This is a genomic window from Mesorhizobium sp. M8A.F.Ca.ET.202.01.1.1 (genome assembly GCF_004791595.1).
Taxonomy (GTDB): domain Bacteria; phylum Pseudomonadota; class Alphaproteobacteria; order Rhizobiales; family Rhizobiaceae; genus Mesorhizobium.
In genome coordinates this window covers 65,847-88,659 of the sequence record NZ_SRUN01000009.1, presented here as the reverse complement: position 1 = coordinate 88,659, position 22,813 = coordinate 65,847, and the positions used below count along the sequence as shown (strand labels likewise).

The window sequence follows — 22,813 nt, the reverse complement described above, 5'->3', positions numbered from 1 at the left end:
CGCCGATCTTAACCTGTCATCAGCGGCCCGCAAGGAGGCAAAGCCGACGCCGCAGGACCGATAACTCAAATCCTATCCCCAAAACCAAATTAAAACGCCCGCCAGAATCAAACCCGGAGGGCCGTTTCGCGTTCGCACCAGAGATCAATCCGCCCCCCAGGCGAGAACAAGCCCGCGACGCACAACAAACAAATCCCACCGACCAAAACAATCCATACAAACGCCCGTAGCAATCGCCGCGGGCGTTTTGTTTTTGGGAGATGGCATAACCGCTTTAATGTAAGTCATTCCTGACCTTCCGCGGCGGTCACATCTCACAGCATCGCGCTGCCGCGCGATCGTTTTTTCTCGGCGGCGGCGAGCAGGTCTACAAATACGCGTACCTTGGCGGGCCTGAACCTTGCCGGCGGAAAGACGGCGTGGATGCCGCCGGTGGGCAAGGCCCATTCGGCAAAGACCGGCACCAGCCGTCCTTCGGCGATATCATCGCTGACGCTGTAGTCGGGAAACACACCCAGCCCTATGCCGGCAAGCACGCAGGCGTGGGCGGCCGGGCTCTTGTCGCATGTGATGACCGGATTGAGCTCGGTCAGCACCTTGTCACCATTCCTGGAAAACAGCCATTGGCCGACACCGCGAAGCTGGGCGTTTCCGACCCAGGCCAGCGATCGCGCCTGGCGCGGGCTCACACCCTGCGGCAGGCTCGCGGCGAAGGCAGGACTTGCCACCACGATCTGCCGTATCGTGCCCAGGCGCCGCGCCTGGTTCGAGGAATCGGCAAGCCAGCCGACGCGGATGCCGAGGTCGATCTGCTCGTCGACCAGATTGCTTACCGCATCGTCGAAGATCGCCTCGACGCGCATATGCGGATAGGTTTTCAGATAGGCGGCGATGACCGGCGCAACGATCTTCGTGCCGTAGTCGAGCGGTGCGGTCAGTCTCAGCATTCCCGCCGGTTCGACGCCACCGCGCGAAATCTCGCCATAGGCGGCTTCCGCTTCCCGCAGAATGATCATTGCACGGTCATAGAAGAGGCGTCCCTCTTCTGTCGGTGTGACGCGGCGCGTCGTGCGTCGCATGAGAGACGCGCCCAGTTCTTCCTCGAGCTTGCCAATCTGATGGCTGACCACGGCTTTGGCGACGCCAAGTCGGTCGGCTGCCGATGTGAAGGACCCGGTCTCCATCACGGTGGTGAAGTAAATGAGTCGATTGAGGTTCAGCAGGTCGGCCAAAGTGATCGCTTTTGTCTGATTGGATCAGACAGTTTGTATTATTGGTAGCCATTTATCGCAAGACCGCCCGCTGCCACATATGGGCCAGGACATTTGACGGTCAGGTCGCGGGGAGCCCCGCCAACGGACATCAGGCAATCATGCGCAACTCAGGCGTGACTTACCTTTTCGATCCGCTCTGCGGTTGGTGCTACGGCGCCACCCCAATGCTGGACAAATTGATGGCAGGCGGCGTGCGCGTCGAATTGCTGGCGACCGGCCTGTTTTCCGGCGCCGGCGCGCGTCCGATGGATGAGGGGTTTGCCGCCCATGCCTGGGCCAACGATCAGCGTATCGAACGTCTGACGGGACAGCCGTTCACGCAGGCTTATCAGCGCAACGTTCTAAACGTTCGTGGCACTCTGCTGGACTCCCATACCGCCACGCTCGCCATCAGCGCCGCAGGCCTGGAAGATCCCGGCCGGCGGCTGACCGCGCTGAAGGCGATCCAGCGGGCACGCTATGTCGACGGCCGCGATATCGTCACCGCCGGCGGTGTCGCCGAGGTGCTCTCCGCCGCTGGCATGGCGGATGCGGGCGAGTTGCTGGCGGCGCCAACGGAGCGGCTGCTGACGGCTCACCGCGAACTGGTCGGTCGCGGCCGCGCGTTGTTCCAGCGCTTGCATGCCAATGGCGTGCCTTCGCTGGCGGTCATCCGCAACGAAGCGCCCCGGCTCATCGGTTCGAACGCGCTGTTCGGCAGCTTCGACAATCTCGTCGCCCATATCGCTGCGGCCTGATCTCCACCCAATCAGCCTCCAACAGGAAATGGAAGAAGACATGGCAAAAGTTGCTCTTATCGGCGCCTCCGGCGCCGTCGGTTCGCGCCTGCTCAAGGAACTCTCCGACCGTGGCCATACGGTCACCGGCATCGCCCGCAGCCCGGAAAAGATCGCGGCGCTGCCCGGCGTGACCGCCAGAAAAGGCGATGTCTTTGACAGGCAAGGTCTCGCCGATTTGATCCGCGGACACGACGTGGTGATCAGCTCGGTGCATTTCCTGGACAGCGACCCCGATACGTTGATCGCAGCGGTGCGTGACTCCGGCGTGAAGCGGTATCTCGTCGTGGGCGGCGCGGGCAGTCTCGAAGTCGCGCCCGGCAAGCGGCTGGTCGACACTCCCGAATTCCCCGAGATCTACAAGGCCGAAGCACAGAAGGGCGCCGACTTCCTGGATAAGCTCAAGACGGTCGGCGATCTCGACTGGACGCTCCTGTCGCCTTCGGCCCTGTTCGTCCCAGGCGAGCGCACCGGCAAATACCGTCTCGGCAAGGACACGCTTCTCGCCTCGGACAAGGGCAGCAGCATTTCCTTCGAGGACTATGCCATCGTCCTGGTCGACGAGATCGAGAAGCCGGCGCATGTTAGGCAGCGCTTCACCGTCGGCTATTGATACAGCGCTGCGCAAGTGACGAGCGTCGCAAAGTGACCGCTCGTCATCTTCGCTAGTCCTCAGGCTGGAAACGCGGGCCGGCGATTGCCGTGATGACCGAGATCATGGATGCCATGAGGCTGAAGCGGCGGCATGCCGAATCCGCCTGGCAGATCGCTCGCAGGACGCTTCGGCTGCCGCCGGCATGACCGGCGCTGGCACCGAGCGACTCAGGCGTCGCTGGCCAAGGTCGCGCGCAGCCATGCGGTGATGGCATCGAAGTCGATCGGCCGCGTGGTGTCGACGTCGAACAGCGGTCCGCGCCGCAGCGGTTCGGCGCGCTTGGCCAGTTCAATCAGTTCAGGGATGTAGGCAGCGCCGGGATGGCCGGGGAGGCGCTGGCCGAGCCTGGCGCCATAACGTTCGGCCAGAACCTCGCCGGGCGCGTGGCACCAGATTTCGACGGTATGTTCGACGCCGGCCCTGCGCAGATGATCCTCGAGCACTTGCCGCGGCTGGAAACCGAACCAGGCATCGACGATGAAGGTGCTGCCGGCCGGGGCGTCGCCGACCAGCGACCAGATTGCCTGGTAGCTGGCGCGGCCCAGCGTGCGGTTGAATTCGCGGTCGGCACCGCCGAGCACTTCGAGGAAGGGGTTCTTGACCGTATCGAGTGCAAGCAGCGGCCATCCCATGCGGTCGGCGATGCCGCGCGACACGGTGCTCTTGCCGCTAGCCGGGATGCCGTTGACGAGCACGGCGCGTCTGGCGTGGCCAAGGTTAACGGAAAGGGATGTCGATGCCGGCGCCGAAAGCGCCCGGAGCCCGGCGCCGATCACACCGGCATCGTCGCCGAGCTGTGCCGGCTCGACCGGGCATTGGTACCAGGGCGCCAGCGCTGGCGCGTGGCCGAGCGCTCTGTGTGCCGCGAGGCCAAGCCCACCGCCAAGCAGGACGACATCGGGGTCGAACATGGCGACGGTGGTATCGATCGCCGCGCGTAGCGGCCTTGCCCAGGCTTCCAGTATGCCTCGCGCCTCGATATCGCCGGCCGCATCGCGGGCGAAAAGCTGGTCGACCGAAACGTCGGGGCCTAAGCCGGCTCGCGCGATGTGGCGGCCAAGTGCCGTGCCGGAACTGGTGGTTTCGACGCAGCCGCGCCGCCCGCAGGCACAGACCTCGCCGTTGACGTCGACGGTGATGTGGCCGAGTTGCCCCGCCGTAGCCCGGCCAGGCATGATCCGTCGGTTCTGGACGACGGCGCCGCCAATGCCGGTGCCGATGGTGAACATGGCGATGTTGTCGTGGCCCCGGCCGGCGCCAAGAGCCATCTCTGCGGCCAGCGCCATGTTGCAATCATTGTCGAGGATAACAGGCTTGCCGGTCATGCTTTCCAGCCGCTGTGCGAGCGCGACCGAGGCAAGGTTGACATAGCCTCCCGACAGGACCGTGCCGCGGCGCGCGTCGACGCGGCCGGGAACGCCGACGCCGATGGCCGCCACCTCAGGCGTGTCGAGAAGGCGCACCATGTCGGCGATCCGGCCAAGCACGAGCTCCGGGTCGGGTGCGCTTTTCTCGCTGAGGCGTTTGAGGATTTCACCCGTGCCCGAGATGCGGGCGGCACGCAAATTGGTGCCGCCAATATCGATCCCTATGGCCATCGACTTATGTGACATGATGTCCTGCACGTGCCGGTGATCCAACGCGATGTCAGGCGGCAGCCTTCTGCCGATAATGCCCGATCACCGCCTGGATCTCGCGCAATCGCGGCACCGCGATGGTCTTAAGCCTTTCGCGCTGAATGTCACGATCGAGCGAGATGCAGTCCTTCCAGAGCGAACGGCCGGCGATCACGCCGGAGGCGCCATTTTGCATGGCGATCTCGACCTGGCCGAGAAAGGTGGCGTGGTTGACGCCGGCCGAAAGTACGGCCCACGGCACTTCGCCGGCCATTTTCGTGATGTTGGCACAGGCTTCCGGCGTGCCGGGGTAGGGAAGCTTCAGCACCTTTGCGCCGCATTCCAGCGAAATCCTGGTACCTTCCTCGACCAGCCAGGGCGTCTTGGCCGCATAGTCTTCCGGACTTTCTCCGTCGAGCTGATAGGTCAGGAATTCGACGACGAGCAGCAGATCCTCTTTGCCGAAGTCGGTGATGCACTGGCGCAGGATGGCGATGTTGTGCTCGTTGGCCTGCGGCTTGTCGGCCCTGAGATAGACCATGATCTTGCCGCCCGTGCCGCCAAGTTCGCGCACGCGCCGCGCGTCGATGCCGGGAACCAGCCGCGACAGGCGGTAGCCTTCCGGCGAAACGTCGAAGCCGGATGCGTCGAGGCCGATCAGGAGTGCGGTATCCCGGTTCAGCACGCCCTCGTCGACCACCCTCGGCACCGCGCAGAGCGGGTCGAGCAGCACGCAGGACGCGGCGCTTGCGAGGTAGCGCGTGATGTCGGCCTTGGTGTCGCCGAGCATGTCGTTGGTGATCCTGGCCTGGTCCGCAGGGTCCGATGCCAGCAAGGTGCGCATGCCGCCGCGCTGATCGCAAGCGATGGCCACCATGGCGCCGTCCTTGCCGCATATCTGCTGATAGCCGCGCAGTTCCGCGGTGGTCATCTTCGTCATGGTTTTCTGTCCGATGTTGGCGCTCTCTCGCCGAGGCGCTGATCCCGTGGAAACAATGGTCAGTTTGCCCGCCTGCCGGCAGGAAGATTTTGCCGCCTGATGCATCGCCGGCTGCCGGCACAAGCAGCCTTGCCGGCGCGTAGCCTCGTATGGCCCTCAAGTTGCGAGTTCACCGGATTTGCGCGATAACTCCCATCGGCGTATACGTGTGTAACACGTTGCTGAAAGGAATTGCAAGCTGTCTGTTCCCTCCATCCACGACGCGACCGCATCGCGCACGATGCTGCACACGGTTGCCAAGCTGCACTATGTGGAGGAGATGTCGCAGGTCGACATAGCGCGGCAGCTCGGTGTCTCCACAGCGACGATTTCGCGCTTGCTGCAGCGGGCGCGGGCCGAGGGCATCGTGCGCATCGAGGTCATCGACCTGGCGACGCCGGAGGATATCACCAGGCAACTGGTCGACGGGCTGAAATTGCGGGATGCCGCGGTTGTCGAGACGCCGGCGGCGGGTGGGTTGACGGCGCTTTCCGCCCCGCTTGGCGCTTTGCTCAGGCAGGCGCAGCTGGTTGCCGGCTCCGTGGTCGCCATCGGTTGGGGGCGCGCCGTGCGCGAGGTCATCCGATCCGGCCTGCCGCGCATGCCGGGCGTGCTGACAGTGGCAGCAACCGGCGGCATGCAGCAGCACGCGGCGCATTTCCAGGTCAACGAATTCGTGCGGCTTGCCGCGGAGGAGTTCGGCGGCACACCGCGCTTCATCCACGCCCCCTATTTGCCGTCGAGCGAGCTGCGTGAGGTCTTCCTGCGCGACGCCGCCATCCGCGACGCCGTCGCCTTGTGGGAGAGAACCGATGTGGCGATCGTCGGCATCGGCCTGCCGCACGCCATAAACGCGCCCGAGGCGAGCGCAGCCACGCCGAGCGAGCAGGCGCTGGTTCACGCGGCCGGCGACGTGCTGCGTCATTACTTCGATGCAGAAGGCGCCCTGATCGCCTGGGACGGGGAGAGCCGGATGATCGCCATGTCGCCGGCGCAGCTTCGCGCCGTGCCGCTGGTGATCGGCGTCGCCGCCTCGCCTGAGAAGGCGACGGCAATTATCGGCGCCGTTCGTTCCGGGCTCATCAACACGCTGGTGACGGATACCAAGACGGCGCAGGCCATCCTCGCGGTTCTTGCAACGCGATAGCGGCAGATATGCCGGACGGATGCCGCGCGGTGGCGCGGATAGAAGCCGTTGCGAAATCGATTGTATCGCCGGGGAGTCGGGACGATAGTTCGCCTGGGCTCCGAGGAGCCGTTGGACGGTGTCCGGAAAAGCCGGCGTTGCCGTCCCAGAAAAACCGGGTTGCAATTTATTTCTGCAAAGTGTTACAAAATACGGACCCGGCGTGCAGGCATGCCGGGCGCTGTGTTCCCTGACCTGGCGGAGGCGAGGAAAGCGAGCACGGCGATTGCGCCGGTCGGCTGGACCGGCTGACAGACTGGAGGGCGCTTGGGAGGAGCTGCCCGCGAAAGGCAAACAGGCGTTCCCGGCCGTCGGCATCCTGCCTCCGCGCGGATGACGGCCATTCCAATGTCACCGCAACGGCAGAATTGCCAACAATGAGGAGGATGTCATGAAGAAGATCGTTGCCGCGCTCGCGGCGCTTGCCGTCAGCGCGACGGTGCTGATGGCGCCCGCGCAGGCACAGGACAAGAAATACACCATTGCGCTCATTCCGGGCCTCACCACCGATGGCTTCTACATCACCATGCGCAAAGGTGCTCAGGCGGCTGCCGATGCGCTCGGCGTGAATCTGGTCTTCCAGGGTGCTCCGGACTTCAATCCGGTCACCCAGGTGCCAGTGCTCGACGCGGTCATCGCCAAGAAGCCGGACGCGATCCTGATCGCGCCGACCGACAAGGTTCAGCTGGTGGAACCGCTGCGCAAGGCCAATGATGCCGGCATCCCGGTCATAACCGTCGACACTTTCATCGGCAGCGGCGTTTACCAGACGGGTGCCGGCGACGCCGATTTCCCGCTGGCCTACATTGCCTCGGACAATGTGCTGGGCGGCGAGATCGCGGCGCGGGCGCTGGCCACCGCCATTGGCGACAAGGGCAAGGTCTATGTATCGAACGTCAAGCCCGGCATTTCGACCACCGACCAACGCGAAGAAGGCTTCAAGAAGGAGATGGCCAAGCATACCGGCATCACCGTTCTGGAGACCCAGTTCAATGACGACGACGCCAACAAGGCGGCCTCGCAGTTGCAGGCTGTCTTCGCGCGCAATCCCGATCTCGTCGGCGTGTTCGGCGCCAACCTGTTCTCGGCGCTCGGCGCCGCCAACGGCGTCAAGCAGGCGGGACAGACGGGAACCGTCAAGGTGGTTGCCTTCGATGCACCGACCAGCATCGTCGACAACATCAATACCGGCCTCGTGGACGTGGCAATCGCCCAGCATCCGGCCGAGATCGGCTATTACGGCGTCGTTTCGGCCTACGCCCACCTGACCGGCCATTCGATCCCGGTCACGATCGGCACCGGCTTCACGATCATGGACAAGTCCAACATCGCGGACCCGAACATCTCGAAGTATCTCTACTCCGAGTAAGCCCAGACGAGCTTGGCTCCTCCCGGTTTTGCCGGGGGGAGTTCGCGCCGGGTCCCGCAAAAGGCGGGGCCTGTTTGAAGGCAGCCGCGCCGCGGAGTATTCATGACCTCGACATCACCAGCCCAGCCTGCCGAGAAGCATGTCGCCCCCCAGGCCGATCATGGCGATCCGGCCAGGAGCCTGATCGGACGCATCGCCGAAGGGCGCGCCTGGCTGTTCCTTGCCGGCCTGATCATCTGTTTCGAGATATGGTCGAGATACGCCTTCGGCGCGACGTTCGTGCTCAACCCGTTCAACCTGCAATCCATCGCGATCTTCGCGATAGCGCCGCTGCTGCTGGCGACCGGCCAGACCTTCGTCATCATTTCAGGCGGCATCGACCTGTCGCTCGGCTTCATCATGGGCCTTGCCGCAGTCGTTGCCGCGCATGCCACCAATATGGCGGGCGCCGCCATTCCCTTGCCGCTGGCCATGCTCGCGGGCATCCTCGCCGCCGTGATCGTTGCCGGTGTGCCCGGCATCATCAATGGTCTGCTGATCTCACGCCTCAAGGTGCCGCCGTTCATCGGTACGCTCGGCATGTTCGGCGTCGCGCGCGGCGTTGCCTTCCTGCTTGCCGGCGGCACCACGGTGCCGGTGCAGAATTCTTGGTTCGCGCTGCTCGGCAACGGCAAGTTCTATGGCGTGCCCTATCTGGTCATGATCGCTGCCGTCTTCGTCATCGGCATGCACTACCTGCTCAGCCAGACGCGGTTCGGCCAGCACAATTATGCCATCGGCGCCAATGTGCAGGCGGCGCGGCGCGCCGGCATCGACATCAGGGGCCACATATTGCGGCTCTATGTGCTGTCGGCGATGTGCGCCGGCCTTGGCGGGGCGCTCTACGCAGCGCGCTTCACCGCCGGTGCGGCACAAGCCGGCGAGCCGCTGCTGCTCGACAGCGTCGCGGCGGTGGTGATCGGCGGCGCCAGCCTGTTCGGCGGCTCCGGCACGATCCTGGGCACGGTCGCCGGCGCGCTGGTGATCGCGGTCATCCAGTACGGGCTGGTCTTCGTCAATGTCGAGCCGTTCTGGCAATTCATCGCCGTCGGCGTCGTCATCATCATTTCCGTGCTCATAGACCAGGCGCAGCGCCGGTTCAGTGGAGGCCGCCAGGATGAATAGCACCGACCAGAACGCTCCCTTGCTCGAAGTCCGCAACCTGTCCAAGCATTTTGGCGCCGTGCGTGCACTCAGCGATTTCTCCATGGCCGTGCGGCCGGGCGAAGTGGTGGCGCTTGCCGGCGACAATGGCGCCGGCAAGACGACGCTGATCAAGGCGATCTCGGGCGTGTTCCAGCCGACGGGGGGCGAAATCCTGCTCGGTGGCCAGCCAGTGGCTTTCGCGACGCCGCAGGAGGCGCGCGAAAAAGGCATCGAGACGATCTACCAGGATCTGGCTCTGGCCGACAATCTGTCGATCGGTGCCAACATCTTCCTTGGCCGCGAACCGATGCGCAAGGCGTTCGGCTTCCTGCCGGTGCTCGATCGCAAGGCGATGGCAGAGGCCGCCAGGGAGACGATGAAGCGGCTCGATTTCCATGTCAGCCGGATGAACGCCCCGGTCAGCAATTTCTCCGGCGGCCAGCGCCAGGCCGTCGCCATCGGCCGCGCCGTCTACTGGGATGCGCAGATCCTGATCATGGACGAACCGACGGCGGCATTGGGCGTGCCGGAGCAGCGCAAGGTGATTTCGCTGATCCACCAGCTCAAGGCGCAAGGACGCGGCGTGATCTTCATCTCGCACAATTTGCAGGACATCTTCGCGGTTTCGGACCGCATCGTCGTGCTGCGGCGCGGCGTCCAGGCCGGCGAGCGCAAGATCTCCGAGACCAATCATGACGAAGTCGTCAGGCTGATGGTCGGGGGATAGGCGGGTTCTCTCGGTGTGATCTTGCTCGAAGACCGGATCATGGTCTGCTTCTGTCCAATCTGGGCGCGGCCGCCACCAGCGCGTTGCCGACGGCCGACCGCGGTGCGTCGATGACGGTTCGGGCATCGCCGCTCTCGGCAATCTGCCCGCCATCGAGAAGGATGACGCGGTGGGCGATTGCGCGCACCACGCCGAGATCATGCGAAATGAAGAGATAGGCGATCCGTTCCTGGTGCTGCAGGTCGAGCAGGAGATCGAGGATCTGGCCGCGCACCGAGACATCGAGCGCCGACACCGCTTCATCAAGCACGATCAGCGACGGCTTGGTGGCGATGGCGCGGGCAATCGCCACGCGTTGCCGCTGGCCGCCGGAGATTTCATGGATGGCGCGCGGTGCAAGACCGGCCGCAAGGCCGACCCGCTCCAGCAAGGCAGCGATGCGGCGCGGCCGCTCGGAGCGCGAGGCGACGCCATGAATGCGCAAAGGGTCGTCGAGGACGCGCGCCACGGTGGCGCGTGGGTTGAAGGCGGCGAGCGGATCTTGGAACACCATTTGCAGGCGGGCGCGGCGCGCACGCAAGGGCGCGCCGCGCAGCGCCAAGAAATCATCGCCTTCGAATTCGATGCCTCCGCCATCCGGCTCGATCAAGCGCAACACCAGTCGCGCGATCGTCGATTTGCCGCTTCCGGACGGCCCGGCCAGCGCCAGCGTTTCGCCGGGCTCGACATGAAAGGAGACATCGTCCACCGCGGCGAGGGTCTTGCCGGCGCGACCATAGCGTTTGGTGAGATTGGACACCGTCAGCAGGCTCATCCATTCAGCCCGCTTCGGTTCAGCAAGGGTTGGGCGTCGAGGCCGATATGGGCGTCGAGCAGCGCGCGCGTGTAGGCTTGGGCGGGTGCGTCGATCATCTGCGCCGTCTTGCCAAGCTCCACCAACTGGCCATGTCGGAAGACCGCGATGCGTTCGGCAAGTTCGGCGGCGAGCGCGATGTCATGGCTGATGAACAGCAGCGTCATGCCGTCCTCTGCCACCAGCCGTCGGATCAGCGCGACGATCTCGGCCTGCACGATGGTGTCGAGCGCGCTGGTTGCCTCGTCGGCGATCAGCAGTTTCGGCCCGGCGACAATCGCGGCGGCAATCGCCACACGCTGCTTCTGGCCGCCGGAAAGCTGGTGCGGGAAGGCGCGCAGGGCGGAGTCAGGGTCGGGCAAGCGGACGCGTTCGAGGAGGGTTCTGGCCTTGGCATATGCCTGCTGCCATGTGAGGCCGAGATGGGTGCGGGCGACTTCGGCGATCTGCTTGCCGATGGTCATCACGGGATGGAGGCTTGCGGAGGGATCCTGAAAGACGAAGCCGATGTCGCGGCCGAGGAGGGGTGCCAGGTTTTGTCCGGAGTGAGACTTTGGCGTTCTGCGTTCTACGGCATCCAACGTTGGTAGAGAGAACCACTCGATGCTGCCTTCAATTTTCGAAGACAGTGGCAACAACCCCGCGATCGCCAGCGCCAGGGTGCTCTTGCCCGAACCGCTTTCACCGATGATCGCAAGCCGTTCGCCTGCGTGGAGATCGATAGTGATGTTCTTCAGCGCCGTGACCTCGATGCCATCGCGGCGGTAGGTCACCGAGAGATCGCGGATCGACGCCAGCGCGGTCACGACAGGCCCCTGCGCACGGCCGTCGTCTCGACGATGCCTTCGCCGGCGAGATAGACGCTCAATACCGTCAACACCAGCGCAATGCCCGGGACGATCGACAGGAACGGCGCGGTGCGCAAGACAGTGCGGCCTTCCGCGATCATGCCGCCCCAGGTGACCCGGTTGGGATCGCCGAGGCCAAGGAAGGACAGGGCCGCTTCGGTGAGGATCGCGGCGGCGACGATCACCGATGACATCGCCAGCACCGGCGGCAAGGCGTTGGGCAGCACTTCGCGAAAGGCGATCTCCATTGGATGCATGCCGATGACACGGGCACCGGCGACATAGTCGCGCTCGCGGATCGACAGCACTTCCGCGCGGGCAATGCGCGCCGGTCCAGTCCAGGTTCCGAGCGCTATGGCCACGACAACGACGCCGAGCGAGGGGCCAACCACGCTGACGAAAGCCAGCGCCAGCAGGAAACCAGGCACGGTCTGGAACGCGTCGGCAATGCGCATCAGCACTTCGTCGACGAGGCCGCCGGCAAAGCCGGCCAGCGTGCCGACGATCGCACCGACGACAAGGGCCGCGGCGGCCGCGGCGAGGCCGACAGCCAGCGAGGTGCGGGCGCCGTGGAACAGTTCGGCCAGCACGTCACGGCCGAGCCGATCGGTGCCGAGCGGCAGCGACCAATCCTGGAATGGCGGCAGCAGCGCGGGGCCGGCAATGGCTTGCGGATCCCCGGGAAACAGCAGCGAGGCCGACAGCGCCATGGCGAACAGCACCGCCAGAAGGATAGTGCCGGCAACCGCCTCGGGCGTGCGCAGGAAGCGGCGCAGACGGCTCATGCGCCCGCCTCGCTGGCGCCGACGCGGGGGTCGAGAAAGGCATAGGCGATGTCGACGAGCAGGTTGATGAGGATGACGAGCACCGCGCTTGTGAGGATGATGCCAAGCAGCAAGGGGGTGTCGCGCGCGGCCACCGCTTCCTGCGCCAGCCGGCCGAGGCCGGGCACAGCAAAGACGCTCTCGATGACGACGCTGCCGCCCAGCATCTGCGCCGATTGCAGGCCAAGCATGGTGACCAGCGGCAAAAGTGCGTTGCGGGCGACATGAGCGAGCACGATGCGGCGGCGCGAAAGCCCCCTGGCGCGGGCGGCCAGCACGAAATCCTGGCGCCAGGCCTCGGCCATGCCGGCGCGCATCATGCGCAGATAGAGCGCCAGGTAGATGAAGCCGAGCGCGGAAACCGGCAGCACCAGATGGATGGCGATGTCGGCGGCGCGGTCGAGACCGGTCCTGTCCGATGCCAGGGTTTCGATGCCGCCGATCGGCAACCAGCGCAGGTCGACGGCGAAGATCACGATCAGCACCAGGCCGAGCCAGAAGCCGGGTACGGCATAGAGCGCCAGCGAGGCGACGGAGAGAAAACGGTCGCGGAAGCTGCCGGGCCTTGCGCCGGCATAGATGCCGAGCGCCGAGCCAAGGCCGAAGGAGAGCGCGGTGGCGCTGACCATCAGGATGAGCGTGGTCGGCAGGCGTTCCAAGATGACATCGCGGATCGGCCGGGAGAAAGTGACGGACTGGCCGAGGTCGAGATGCAGCAATGCCCAGAGATAGTTGGCGAGCCGGGTCAACTCCGACTGGTCAAGGCCCCAGCGATGGCGCAAGAGCTCGATCATGCCGGCGTCGCCGCCGGTCGAGACGATATAGGCGTCGACTGCGTCGCCGGGCGCGGCTTCAAGGAGAAGGAAGGTGCCGATGACGACGATAAGCAGAACGAAGATGCTGCCGATGAGGCGACGACGCAGGAGGACGAGGGCGCGAGTCATAATGATGGGACGCCGCTTGTAAACTTCTGAGGCCGTGCTCCACGGCGCCCCCCTCTGTCCTGCCGGACGCCCTGGCCCGAGCCACGGGTCTCGGCCCGTCCTTCGGACCCCCCACGAGGGGGGAGATCAGTTGTCATCGCGGCTTTCGCCAATCGCCAACGTTGCAGGGAAGTGCGAGGCGCGGAAACCGCCAATCTCCCCCCTTGTGGGGGAGATGTCCGGCAGGACAGAGGGGGGCGCGAAGGAACTCTCATTCTCCGAATCTGAGCACCCCAAACTTCGATCCGCAAGTGCGGGATCAGCCCGCCAAATAGGTGTCCGCCCAGTTCGACACCGCCCAGCGCGGGTTGTTGGCGATGTTGCCCACCTTGTCACTGGCGACGCTGATAAAACTCCATTCGGCGACGTTGATCAGCGGCAGGTCGGCCGTGACTTGCCTCTGGAACTCCTTGTAGAGGTCGGTACGCGCCGTGGTGTCGAGCGTTTCCGATGCCTTGGTGATCAGCGCGTCGAGCGCAGGGTTTTTGTAGCCGCCCTGGTTGGAGAACGGCACGCCATCCGGAATGCCGCTCTGCACCAGGATGGTAGTCGAGATCGCCGGGTCGCCGCGGAAGACCGGCGGGCCGACCGCGAGGTCGAAGGCGTGGTCGGTGTAGACTGCCTTGATGTGGGCGGCCGAGTCATTGTTGACCAGTTGCGCGTCGATGCCGATTGCCGCGAGCGCCTGGCGCAGATAGTCGCCGAACTGTTTGGTCTCGTTGAAATAGGGGGCCGGCAAGAGCTTGAGCGAGAAGCGGTTGCCGTCGGCGCCTTTCTTGTAGCCTGCCTCGTCGAGCAGGGCGTTGGCCTTGGCGACGTCGAAGGCATAGGTCGGCACGTCGGCGGTGTAGAATTGCGGATCGTTCTTCGGCACCGGGCCGGTGGCGGTGGCGGCATAGCCGAGGAACACCGTCTTGACGACGAAATCCTTGTCGATGGCGTGCGCGATCGCCTGGCGCACCTTCACGTCGGCCAGTTCCTTGCGGCGATGGTTGATCTCGACGACGAGCTGGTAGGTCAGCCCCTCATAGCCCTTGGTGATGACCTTCAGGCCGGGAACCTTGGAGATGCGGTCGAGGTCGGCCAACGGCACGGCCGAGAAAGCCGCGAGCTGGATTTCTTGCGCTTCCAGCGCCGCAGCGGCGGAGGTGCGGTCGGGCAGGACCTGATAGATGATCTCGTCGAGATAGGGCTCGTCCTTGCCCCAATAGTCCGTGTTCTTCGTCAGCCGGTAATACTGGCCGGCCTTGTACTCGCCGAACTTGAACGGACCGGTACCGATCGGCGCGTTGTTGGCCGGGTTGTCCTCGATCTTGCCGACCTCGTAGACGTGCTTCGGCACCACGCTCGACAGCGCCGGCAGGGCGTTGCGGATCAGCTGGAACGGCGTCGGCTTGGCGAATTTGAACACGGCGGTCAGATCGTCTGGTGTGTCGACCGCGCTGAGGTCCTTGAACACGGTGCGGCCGAGATTCTGCAGCGGCTTCCAGATCTGCAGCGCCGAGAAGGCGACGTCGGCCGAGGTGAATGGCTTGCCGTCATGCCATTCGACTCCTTCGCGCAGCTTGAACGTCGCCGACAGTCCGTCGGCGGCCCCTTCCCAGCTCACCGCCAGCCGTGGCGCAAGCCCGTCCTTGCCGTCGAAGGAGGTTTCCGCCAGCGTCTCGACGATCTTGCTGGAGATGAAGAAAACGCCGTTCGAGGCGACGATCGCCGGGTTGAGATTGCGCGGCTCGGAGTCGGCGGCAAGCACGAGCCGGCCACCCTTCTTCGGCGTCTGTGCCCAACCCAGCGCCGGCATGGCCGTGGAGGCCAGCAGCATCGCCGAGCCGGTAAGCATGGTGCGTCTGGAAATGGTGAAACCTGACATGATCGAACTCCGTCCTCTCCGCGCGACCCGACCCGGGCGCGACACCCCTAGAACGCCGGCGTGCATCGGCATCCTTGCGGCGGGGATTATGAGCCTTGCGAAGGGTTTCGCCAGAGACGGAATTGGCGCATCCTTGCTTGGCTTTGAAATTTTCGTCCGCTGGACCAGTTTAGCGTAAGTTCATTTTATTTCTTTGTCTGGTAGGACCAGATATCCGGATAGCTGGACCGAATACCAGCTTGATGCCGCATGGACGGGCTTTCATATCATTTCTGGCTGGACCAGAGTGAGCAAAGTAGTGCAGATTTGATCGCGAGCCAGCGGATCGCTGCGAAACAGCGCCGATCGCGGCAATTCAGGGAGAGAGTGATGAACATTGCGCCGGGCAAGAGTGCCGTCAGCAATATCCCGTTCGACCAGGCACGTGTCGACCGGCTGATGGAGGAGGCCGGCATCGACGTGCTGCTCGCGACCTCCAAGCACAACACGCAGTACCTGCTGGGCGGCTACAAGTTCATCTTCTTTGCCGCCATGGATGCGATCGGCCACAGCCGTTACCTGCCGATCGTCGTCTACGAAAAGGGCGGGCCGGATCATGCGGCCTATATCGGCAACCGCATGGAGGGCGGCGAGCACCAGAACCATCCGTTCTGGACGCCGACGCTCCATGCCGCCTGCTGGGGCACGCTCGACGCCGCGAACCTTGCCGTCGAGCATGTCAGGAAGATCGGCAAGGAGGGCGCGCGCATCGGTATCGAACCCGGCTTCCTGCCGTCGGACGCCTATGCGCTGATCCGCAAGGCATTGCCCGACGCGAAATTGATCGACGCGACCGAGATGCTGGAGCGCATGCGTGCCATCAAGACCGATGCCGAGCTCGAAAAGCTGCGCACCGCCTCCGAGTTGATCACCGATTCCATGCTGGCGACCATTGCCTGGGCGCATGAAGGCACGACCAAGGCCGAGATGATCGAGCAGGTCAGGCGCGAGGAGACCAATCGCGGCGCGCATTTCGAATATTGCCTGCTGACGCTTGGCTCCAGCCACAACCGCGCCGCCTCGCCACAGGCGTGGAAGAAGGGCGAGGTGCTGTCGATCGATTCCGGCGGCAATTATCACGGCTATATCGGCGACCTCTGCCGGATGGGCATTCTGGGCGAACCCGATGCCGAGCTGGAGGATTTGCTGGCTGAGGTCGAGACGGTGCAGCAGGCGGCGTTTTCGAAGGTTAGGGCAGGTGTGCTGGGCGGCGACATGATTGCTTACGCCGAGGGCGTGCTGAAGAAATCCAAAGTCGCGCCCTATACGGATTTCTTCGCCCACGGCATGGGCTTGATCACCCATGAGGCGCCGTTCCTGATGACCAACCATCCGGTGACCTATGAAGGCACCTATGCGGCCAAACCGCTTGAGAAAAACATGGTGCTGTCGGTGGAGACCACCATGCTTCACCCGACGCGCGGCTTCATCAAGCTGGAGGACACGCTGGCGGTGACCGAGGCGGGATATGTGATGTTTGGCGATCGCGGGCGGGGTTGGAATCGGGGTGGGATTTCATGATGCCCAAGGCTGGCGCTGCCCCTCATCCGCCTGCCGGCACCTTCTCCCCGTAGAACGGGGAGAAGAAGGCAGCTTCGGCGATTGGCGAAAGCGGCGATGACAGCATATTTCTCCCCGTCACTATACGGGGAGAAATGTCCGGCAGGACAATGAGGGGCGGCGCGACCCTCGAAGGGTTCACTCCCCCGCCGGCACCAGCCTGAAATCCGGAAGCTCCCTTAGCACCAGCTCCGGCCCGGCCGGCGAATAGACCACAAACAGCTGCATCGGCCCGTCACCAGTGTTGAGCGTCGAGTGGAACCGGCTTTCCGGCACATAGATTGTGCAGCCGGGGCCAACCTTTTCGACCACCGGATTGCCCTTCTCGTCCTCGACCATCTGTTCGCCGTGGCCCGAAATGACGAAGATGATTTCCTCGGCGCCCGGATGGTTGTGGCGGGTATGGCCCTTGCCCGAGGGCAGGTCGACGACGCCGCCGGAAAAGCGGGTCGCGCCATTCACTTCGGGCGCAACGGTCAGGGACAATTTCCCCCAGTCGAAGCCGAAGGCGCTGACGTCCTTCGGATAGACAAACACCTTGCTCTTGTCGGTCATCTCTCATCATCCCTTCTTTTTCTTCGCGGGCGCTCTGTCGTCGCCCAGTGTGACGGCCTTGAAATCCGCCGTCTGCCTGGCGATCGCGGCTTCCGCCGGCAGCCGTTCCATCGAGCTCGCGCCATAGAAGCCGTGCAGGCCCTTGGCATGGGAGAGGATGTAGCGCGCATCGTCCGGCATCGAGATCGGGCCGCCATGGCAAAGCAGGATAACATCCTTGCGCACCGAGCGCGCTGCCTCGGCAATGGCGTCGATGGCAACGACGCAGTCGTCGAGCGACCTGGCCGAGGTGGCGCCGATCGAGCCGCCCGTCGTCACCCCCATATGGGCGACGACGATGTCGGCTCCGGCCTTGGTCATGGCACGCGCTTCTTCGGGGTTGAAGACATAAGGCGTGGTCAAGAGGTCGAGCTTGTGCGCCTCGGCGATCATGTCGACCTCGAGGCCGAAGCCCATGCCGGTTTCTTCGAAACTCTGCCGCATGCTGCCGTCGAACAGGCCGATGGTCGGAAAATTCTGCACGCCGGAAAAGCCCATCGTCTTCAGTTCCGCCAAAAGCAGCGGCATGATGACGAAGGGATCGGTGCCGTTGACGCCGGCCAGCACCGGGGTCTTCTTGACCACCGGCAAGACCTCGTAGGCCATCTCCTTGACGATCTCGTTGGCGTTGCCATAGGCGAGCAGGCCGGCGGCCGAGCCGCGACCCGCCATGCGGTAGCGGCCGGAATTGTAGATGATGATCAGGTCGATGCCGCCGGCTTCCTCGGCCTTGGCCGACAGGCCGGTGCCGGCGCCGCCGCCGACGATCGGCACGCCCTTGTCGATCATTCCCCTGAACTTCTTCAATATGTCCTTGCGCGGTATGGCTGGCATGTCTGGGTCTCACTATCTGGCAATGTCGAGGAAGGCGGCGGTTGCCGCTTGGGCGAATTCGGGGTCGTTGATGTGCAGCGGCAGGCGGGTGACGCGGCGCGTCGCATCTGGCCTGATGGTGCGCTCGATGGCGTCGAACAGGACGGCGTCGGCTTCCGGATCGAAGAAGGCGCCGCCTTCGATGTCGAGCGCGGAGACGCCTTTTTCCGGGATTAGAAAATGCACCGGACCTTCGCACTGGGCGAGCCTGGTGCCGATCCATTCGCCGATCGCGCGGCATTCCTGCGCGGTCGTGCGCATCAGCGTGACGTTGGGGTTATGCTCGTAGAACAGCCGGTCGCGATGCTGTTCCGGGATGGTCGAAGGCGCCCAGAAGTTGATCATGTCGAGGGCGCCGACCGAGCCGACATAGGGCAGGCCGGTGCGGGCGATGGCACCGAAACGATCCTGCGTCGCCGGCAGAACGCCGCCGAACAGCAGGTCGCAAACCTCCGTCGTGGTGATGTCGATGACACCCGACAGCAGGCTGCTGTCGGCCAATTTCTCCATGCTGCGGCCTCCGGTGCCGGTGGCATGGAAGACCATGCAGTCGTAGACGTCGCGCAATCGATCGGCGATTGCGGTCACGCAAGGCGTGGTGACGCCGAACATGGTGAGGCCGATCGACGCCTTGCCGTCCGCTGCCGGCGCTGGATTGCCTGCCATGCCCGCTATCGCCTGGGCGGCGTTGTGCAGCACGACACGCGACAGCCGGTTGAGGCCGGCCATGTCGGTCACCGATGGCATCATGACGATGTCGGAGACGTCGACATAGGGAGCGGTGTCGCCGGAGGCCAGCGTCGAGACCATGATCTTAGGCAGGCCGAGCGGCAGCGCGCGCATGCCCGCGGTGACGATCGAGGTGCCGCCGCCGCCGCCGATGCCGATCACGCCGGCAATGTCATTTCGCGACTGGATGAAACGGGTGAAGGCGACGCCCATGGCGGCGACCGCCGCGCCACGGTCATTGCCGCCGAGCACGGCCGTGCTGCCGCCGGGATGATGCGCCGCGACATCCTTGGCACCGATGTCGACAGATATTGTTGCCTCGCGCGTTCCGACATCGACACGGCAGACTACTGCGCCGGTGGCAGCGATGGCATCGGCCAGGAAGCCGAGTTCCTCGCCTTTCGTGTCGGTCGTGCCCACCACATAGACGCGCTTCATCAAGGGTCCCCAATCCCGGCGGCTGCGATGCGTTTGTCTCATCGCCAGGGTCGCGCTGGGCTGCCATTGCAATTTTTTGAGACGCGCGTATCGTATTGGTATGGATGTCTCACGTCAACAACCGGGAACGAACGACGATACCGGTGAGAGAGCCGAGCGCGGACCCCGCGCGCGTACGAAACGGCTGATGCTGGAGACGGCGACAAGGCTGATGCAGGCGGGTGTCACCCCGTCGGTCAGCGAAGTGGCGGAGGCGGCGCAAGTGTCCCGCGCCACCGCCTATCGCTATTTTCCGAGTCAGTCAGCCTTGGTGCAGGCGGTCGTCGACGAGGGGCTCGGGCCGATCCTCACCTGGAAATCCACCGCCGCCGATGCCGAGCGCCGCGTGGCCGAACTGTTCGATACGGCCATGCCGCGCATCGAGGCCTTCGAGGCCACATTCAAGGCAGCGTTGAAGTTGTCGCTTGATCAATGGGCGCGGCGCCAGGCGGGCACGCTGGGCGGCGAGCCGGCCTTCACGCGCGGCCATCGGGTCGAATTGCTGAAGGAGGCGCTGGCGCCACTCAAGGGCCGCTTGCCGCCGCGCGACTTCAACCGGCTGGCGCAGGCGCTGTCGCTGATCTTCGGTGTGGAGGTGCTGATCGTGCTCAAGGATATATGGGGGCTGGACAGCCGCCGGACGATGTCGGTCGCGCAATGGGCGGCGCGCGCGCTGGTGCGCGCGGCGATCGCGGAGTCGGCCGTCGATACGGCCCGGATCATGCAGGCAACGACACAGAAATAGCGCTTATCTGGTTCTACCAGATTTGGGTGTCGACTAGCGATAATAGTTCCAATGCAAAAGTCCGTACAAGGCCAAAGCGTATCAATGAGTAGGAAAATATAGAGAAAACAGGTGGATAAGTCTGGAATTCGCCGACTTTGTCCGACATCACTGCTCAAGAAAGGGCTTGACGGGCATTCACAATTGGTAATACCAGATTTGGAAAGAAAAGCGGATCGAAAGTGAGGGCTGCGATCCATTTCCGGACAGGGCGAGGAGGCTCCGAATTCGGAAAGCGCGACCACGGGAGGAACTACCAGGGCCGGCTCCGTCGCCGGCTCGCAAGACAGGGTAGAATGCGCACAAGGGAGGAAATCATTATGCGCAAGTTAGTGACCAGCATGCTTGCTGGTATCGGCTTAACGCTTGCCTGCGGAACGTCCGTCTACGCGCAGGAAAAGTCGCTCACCATCTTCTGGGCGGAGTGGGATCCGGCCAATTACCTGCAGGAACTCGGCAACGAGTACGAGAAGGAAACCGGCGTCAAGATCACGGTGGAAACCACGCCCTGGTCCGACTTCCAGACCAAGGCCTTCACCGAGTTCAACGCCCATGGCGACGCCTATGACCTGGTCGTCGGCGACTCTCAGTGGCTCGGGGCTGGCTCCACCGGCGGCCACTATGTCGACCTGACCGACTTCTTCAAGAAGCATGATCTCGGCAACGTCATGGCACCGGCGACGGTGAAATATTATGCCGAGTATCCCGGCAACAGCGGCAAATACTGGGCGATCCCGCTCGAGGGCGACGCCGTCGGCTGGTCCTATCGCAAGGACTGGTTCGAGGATCCCAAGGAAAAGGAAGCCTTCAAGGCCAAGTATGGCTACGACCTCGACGTGCCGAAGGATTTCAAGGCGCTGCGTGACATCGCGGAGTTCTTCCACCGGCCGGACCAGAAGAGATACGGCATCGCCATCTACACCGACAATTCCTATGACGCGATGGCGATGGGCTTCGAGAACGCGCTGTTCTCCTATGGCGGTGAATTGGGCGATTACACGACCTACAAGGTCGACGGCCATATCAACTCCGACAAGGCGGTTGCCGCGCTCGATGCCTACAAAGAACTCTACAAGTTCACACCTCCGGGCTGGGCTAAATCGTTCTTCGTCGAGGACAACCAGGCAATCACGGAAAACCTGGCCGCGATGAGCATGAACTTCTTCGCGTTCTTCCCCTCGCTGATCAACGAGGCCTCGAACCCGAATGCCAAGAACACCGGCTTCTTCGCTAACCCTCCCGGTCCAAATGGCGACCAGTTCGCCGCACTGGGCGGGCAAGGCATCTCCGTCATCTCGTATTCGAAGAAGCAGGACGAGGCGATGAAGTTCCTCGAATGGTTCATCAAGGACGAGACCCAGAAGAAGTGGGCGGCCCTCGGCGGCTACACCTGTAGCCAGGCAGTGCTCAAGTCGCCTGAGTTCCAGAACGCCACGCCCTACAACAAGGCCTTCTACGAGACCATGTTCAAGGTGAAGGACTTCTGGGCGGTGCCGGAATACGCCGAACTGCTGCAGCAGCTCAACCAGCGCATCTACCCCTACATGATCGGCGGCAGTGGCACCGCCAAGGAAACGCTGGACGCATTGGCTGGAGACTGGAACGCGACCTTCAAGAAATACGGCCGCGTGCAATAATCCTTCATGTCCCGCGGAGGGGGCGGTGTCGCCTCCTCCGTTTCTTTTTCTTGAACCGGGAGCAGGGTCTTGGCGACCACGATGATCACCACCCTCGACAGATCCTCGCGCGCCGCGGCACGCGGCCTGAGCGATATCTCCATCCGCAATCTCTTCATCATTCCGACGGTTCTGTTCCTGATCGTCTTCAACATTTTTCCGCTGATCTACTCGCTCGGCTATTCCTTCACCGATTTTCGCGCGTCGACCAATGCGCCGGCGAATTTCGTCGGGCTGCAGAACTATCGCGACCTGCTCAACGACCCCTATGTCTGGTCGAACTTCGCCATCACGGCGAAATACGTGATTGTCTCGGTCGTCGGACAGCTGCTTGTCGGCTTCGGCGTGGCGATGCTGCTCAACCGGGATATTCCGCTCAAGGGTCTTATCACCACGCTGCTGCTGCTGCCGATGATGCTGTCGATGGCGGTCGTGGGGCTGTTCTGGAAACTGCTTTACGACCCATCATGGGGTGTCATCAACTATGCGCTCGGGCTCGGCAATTTCGAGTGGCTGGCCGATCCCAAGATGGCGCTCTACGCCGTTGCGTTGACCGACATCTGGATGTGGTCGCCCTTCGTCATGCTGCTGTCGCTGGCCGGCCTGTCAGCGGTGCCGAAGCATCTCTATGAGGCCGCCGCGATCGACCGCGCCGGGCCGTTCTACACCTTCTTCCGCATCACCCTGCCGCTGGTCGCGCCGATCCTGATGATCGCGGTCATTTTCCGCACCATGGAAGCGTTCAAGACCTTCGACCTCGCCTACATCCTGACCAGCCAGCCGACGGCCGAGCTGATCTCGATCCGGCTCTACAAGATGGCGTTCCAGGAATGGCAGACCGGACGCTCCTGCGCGATGGCCTACATCGTGCTGATCATGGTCCTGGCGATCACCAACATCTACGTCAAATATCTCAACAAGGTGAAGGAGCGCTGA

At 63.8% G+C, this 22,813-nt stretch carries 21 protein-coding genes; 10 read left to right on the top strand and 11 right to left on the bottom strand.

The genetic code is table 11. From position 1 onward, the window contains the following. Positions 1 to 314: 314 nt before the first annotated feature. Entirely contained in the window at positions 315 to 1,232 is a 918-nt protein-coding gene (locus tag EN845_RS19925) for a LysR family transcriptional regulator (protein ID WP_127872302.1), read from the bottom strand. A gap of 140 nt (positions 1,233 to 1,372) precedes the next feature. On the opposite strand from EN845_RS19925, the gene EN845_RS19920 reads away from it, so the two are divergent. Beyond that, positions 1,373 to 2,011 (top strand): DsbA family protein, encoded by a 639-nt coding sequence (locus tag EN845_RS19920; RefSeq protein ID WP_127279804.1) that lies wholly within the window; start codon positions 1,373 to 1,375, stop codon positions 2,009 to 2,011. Positions 2,012 to 2,051: 40 nt separating this feature from the next. Beyond that, a complete protein-coding gene (locus tag EN845_RS19915) occupies positions 2,052 to 2,663 on the top strand; it encodes an NAD(P)-dependent oxidoreductase (RefSeq protein ID WP_127872303.1) in 612 nt (203 codons plus the stop codon). A gap of 209 nt (positions 2,664 to 2,872) precedes the next feature. Here the strand turns inward: EN845_RS19915 and EN845_RS19910 are convergent, their stop codons facing one another. Both EN845_RS19910 and EN845_RS19905 read right to left on the bottom strand, forming a co-directional pair. Beyond that, positions 2,873 to 4,318: an ROK family protein gene (locus tag EN845_RS19910; RefSeq protein ID WP_127872304.1), complete on the bottom strand. Its 1,446-nt coding sequence runs from the start codon at positions 4,316 to 4,318 to the stop codon at positions 2,873 to 2,875. Positions 4,319 to 4,352: 34 nt separating this feature from the next. Then, the gene (locus EN845_RS19905; protein ID WP_127872305.1) at positions 4,353 to 5,261 is read right to left on the bottom strand and encodes a tagatose-bisphosphate aldolase; all 909 of its coding nucleotides are present in this window, start codon (positions 5,259 to 5,261) and stop codon (positions 4,353 to 4,355) included. Between the two features lie 280 nt (positions 5,262 to 5,541). Between EN845_RS19905 and EN845_RS19900 the strand changes: the two genes are divergently transcribed. From EN845_RS19900 to EN845_RS19885, 4 genes are all read left to right on the top strand, one after another. After that, positions 5,542 to 6,447: a sugar-binding transcriptional regulator gene (locus EN845_RS19900; protein WP_127872306.1), complete on the top strand. Its 906-nt coding sequence runs from the start codon at positions 5,542 to 5,544 to the stop codon at positions 6,445 to 6,447. A gap of 430 nt (positions 6,448 to 6,877) precedes the next feature. Continuing rightward, positions 6,878 to 7,855 (top strand): ABC transporter substrate-binding protein, encoded by a 978-nt coding sequence (locus tag EN845_RS19895; RefSeq protein ID WP_096457947.1) that lies wholly within the window; start codon positions 6,878 to 6,880, stop codon positions 7,853 to 7,855. 102 nt (positions 7,856 to 7,957) lie between these two features. Further along, a complete protein-coding gene (locus EN845_RS19890) occupies positions 7,958 to 9,019 on the top strand; it encodes a ribose ABC transporter (RefSeq protein ID WP_127872307.1) in 1,062 nt (353 codons plus the stop codon). After that, positions 9,012 to 9,767, top strand: coding sequence for an ATP-binding cassette domain-containing protein (locus tag EN845_RS19885; protein WP_127872308.1), 756 nt, complete (start codon positions 9,012 to 9,014; stop codon positions 9,765 to 9,767). Before EN845_RS19890 ends, EN845_RS19885 begins: the two co-directional genes overlap by 8 nt. Before the next feature lie 37 nt (positions 9,768 to 9,804). On the opposite strand, the gene EN845_RS19880 is transcribed toward EN845_RS19885, so the two are convergent. From EN845_RS19880 to EN845_RS19860, 5 genes are all read right to left on the bottom strand, one after another. Beyond that, a complete protein-coding gene (locus EN845_RS19880) occupies positions 9,805 to 10,581 on the bottom strand; it encodes an ATP-binding cassette domain-containing protein (protein ID WP_127872309.1) in 777 nt (258 codons plus the stop codon). Further along, entirely contained in the window at positions 10,578 to 11,426 is an 849-nt protein-coding gene (locus EN845_RS19875; protein WP_167531536.1) for an ABC transporter ATP-binding protein, read from the bottom strand. Before EN845_RS19875 ends, EN845_RS19880 begins: the two co-directional genes overlap by 4 nt. Then, positions 11,423 to 12,253, bottom strand: a complete 831-nt coding sequence (locus tag EN845_RS19870) for an ABC transporter permease (protein ID WP_127872310.1) — start codon at positions 12,251 to 12,253, stop codon at positions 11,423 to 11,425. The genes EN845_RS19875 and EN845_RS19870 overlap by 4 nt, the downstream gene beginning before the upstream one ends. Continuing rightward, a complete protein-coding gene (locus tag EN845_RS19865; RefSeq protein WP_127872311.1) occupies positions 12,250 to 13,236 on the bottom strand; it encodes an ABC transporter permease in 987 nt (328 codons plus the stop codon). Before EN845_RS19865 ends, EN845_RS19870 begins: the two co-directional genes overlap by 4 nt. A 298-nt stretch (positions 13,237 to 13,534) precedes the next feature. Then, entirely contained in the window at positions 13,535 to 15,145 is a 1,611-nt protein-coding gene (locus tag EN845_RS19860) for an ABC transporter substrate-binding protein (RefSeq protein ID WP_127872312.1), read from the bottom strand. Positions 15,146 to 15,514: 369 nt separating this feature from the next. Here EN845_RS19860 and EN845_RS19855 point away from each other — a divergent pair, with 369 nt between their 5' ends. Beyond that, on the top strand, positions 15,515 to 16,705 hold the full coding sequence (locus tag EN845_RS19855) for a Xaa-Pro peptidase family protein (RefSeq protein WP_127872313.1): 1,191 nt from the start codon (positions 15,515 to 15,517) through the stop codon (positions 16,703 to 16,705). A gap of 177 nt (positions 16,706 to 16,882) precedes the next feature. Here the strand turns inward: EN845_RS19855 and EN845_RS19845 are convergent, their stop codons facing one another. From EN845_RS19845 to EN845_RS19835, 3 genes are read right to left on the bottom strand one after another with little or no spacing between them, the layout of a single operon-like run. Next, a complete protein-coding gene (locus EN845_RS19845; protein WP_127279966.1) occupies positions 16,883 to 17,299 on the bottom strand; it encodes a cupin domain-containing protein in 417 nt (138 codons plus the stop codon). Between the two features lie 6 nt (positions 17,300 to 17,305). Beyond that, positions 17,306 to 18,172, bottom strand: coding sequence for a phosphoenolpyruvate hydrolase family protein (locus EN845_RS19840; RefSeq protein ID WP_127872314.1), 867 nt, complete (start codon positions 18,170 to 18,172; stop codon positions 17,306 to 17,308). Positions 18,173 to 18,184: 12 nt separating this feature from the next. Further along, positions 18,185 to 19,378 (bottom strand): Tm-1-like ATP-binding domain-containing protein, encoded by a 1,194-nt coding sequence (locus EN845_RS19835; RefSeq protein WP_127872315.1) that lies wholly within the window; start codon positions 19,376 to 19,378, stop codon positions 18,185 to 18,187. Between the two features lie 100 nt (positions 19,379 to 19,478). Here EN845_RS19835 and EN845_RS19830 point away from each other — a divergent pair, with 100 nt between their 5' ends. The 3 genes from EN845_RS19830 (at position 19,479) to EN845_RS19820 (ending at position 22,813) form a co-directional block, all read left to right on the top strand. After that, the gene (locus EN845_RS19830) at positions 19,479 to 20,162 is read left to right on the top strand and encodes a TetR/AcrR family transcriptional regulator (RefSeq protein ID WP_127872316.1); all 684 of its coding nucleotides are present in this window, start codon (positions 19,479 to 19,481) and stop codon (positions 20,160 to 20,162) included. A 359-nt stretch (positions 20,163 to 20,521) separates the two neighbouring features. Then, the gene (locus EN845_RS19825) at positions 20,522 to 21,838 is read left to right on the top strand and encodes an ABC transporter substrate-binding protein (protein ID WP_127279271.1); all 1,317 of its coding nucleotides are present in this window, start codon (positions 20,522 to 20,524) and stop codon (positions 21,836 to 21,838) included. 69 nt (positions 21,839 to 21,907) lie between these two features. Continuing rightward, positions 21,908 to 22,813 (top strand): sugar ABC transporter permease, encoded by a 906-nt coding sequence (locus EN845_RS19820; RefSeq protein WP_015315632.1) that lies wholly within the window; start codon positions 21,908 to 21,910, stop codon positions 22,811 to 22,813.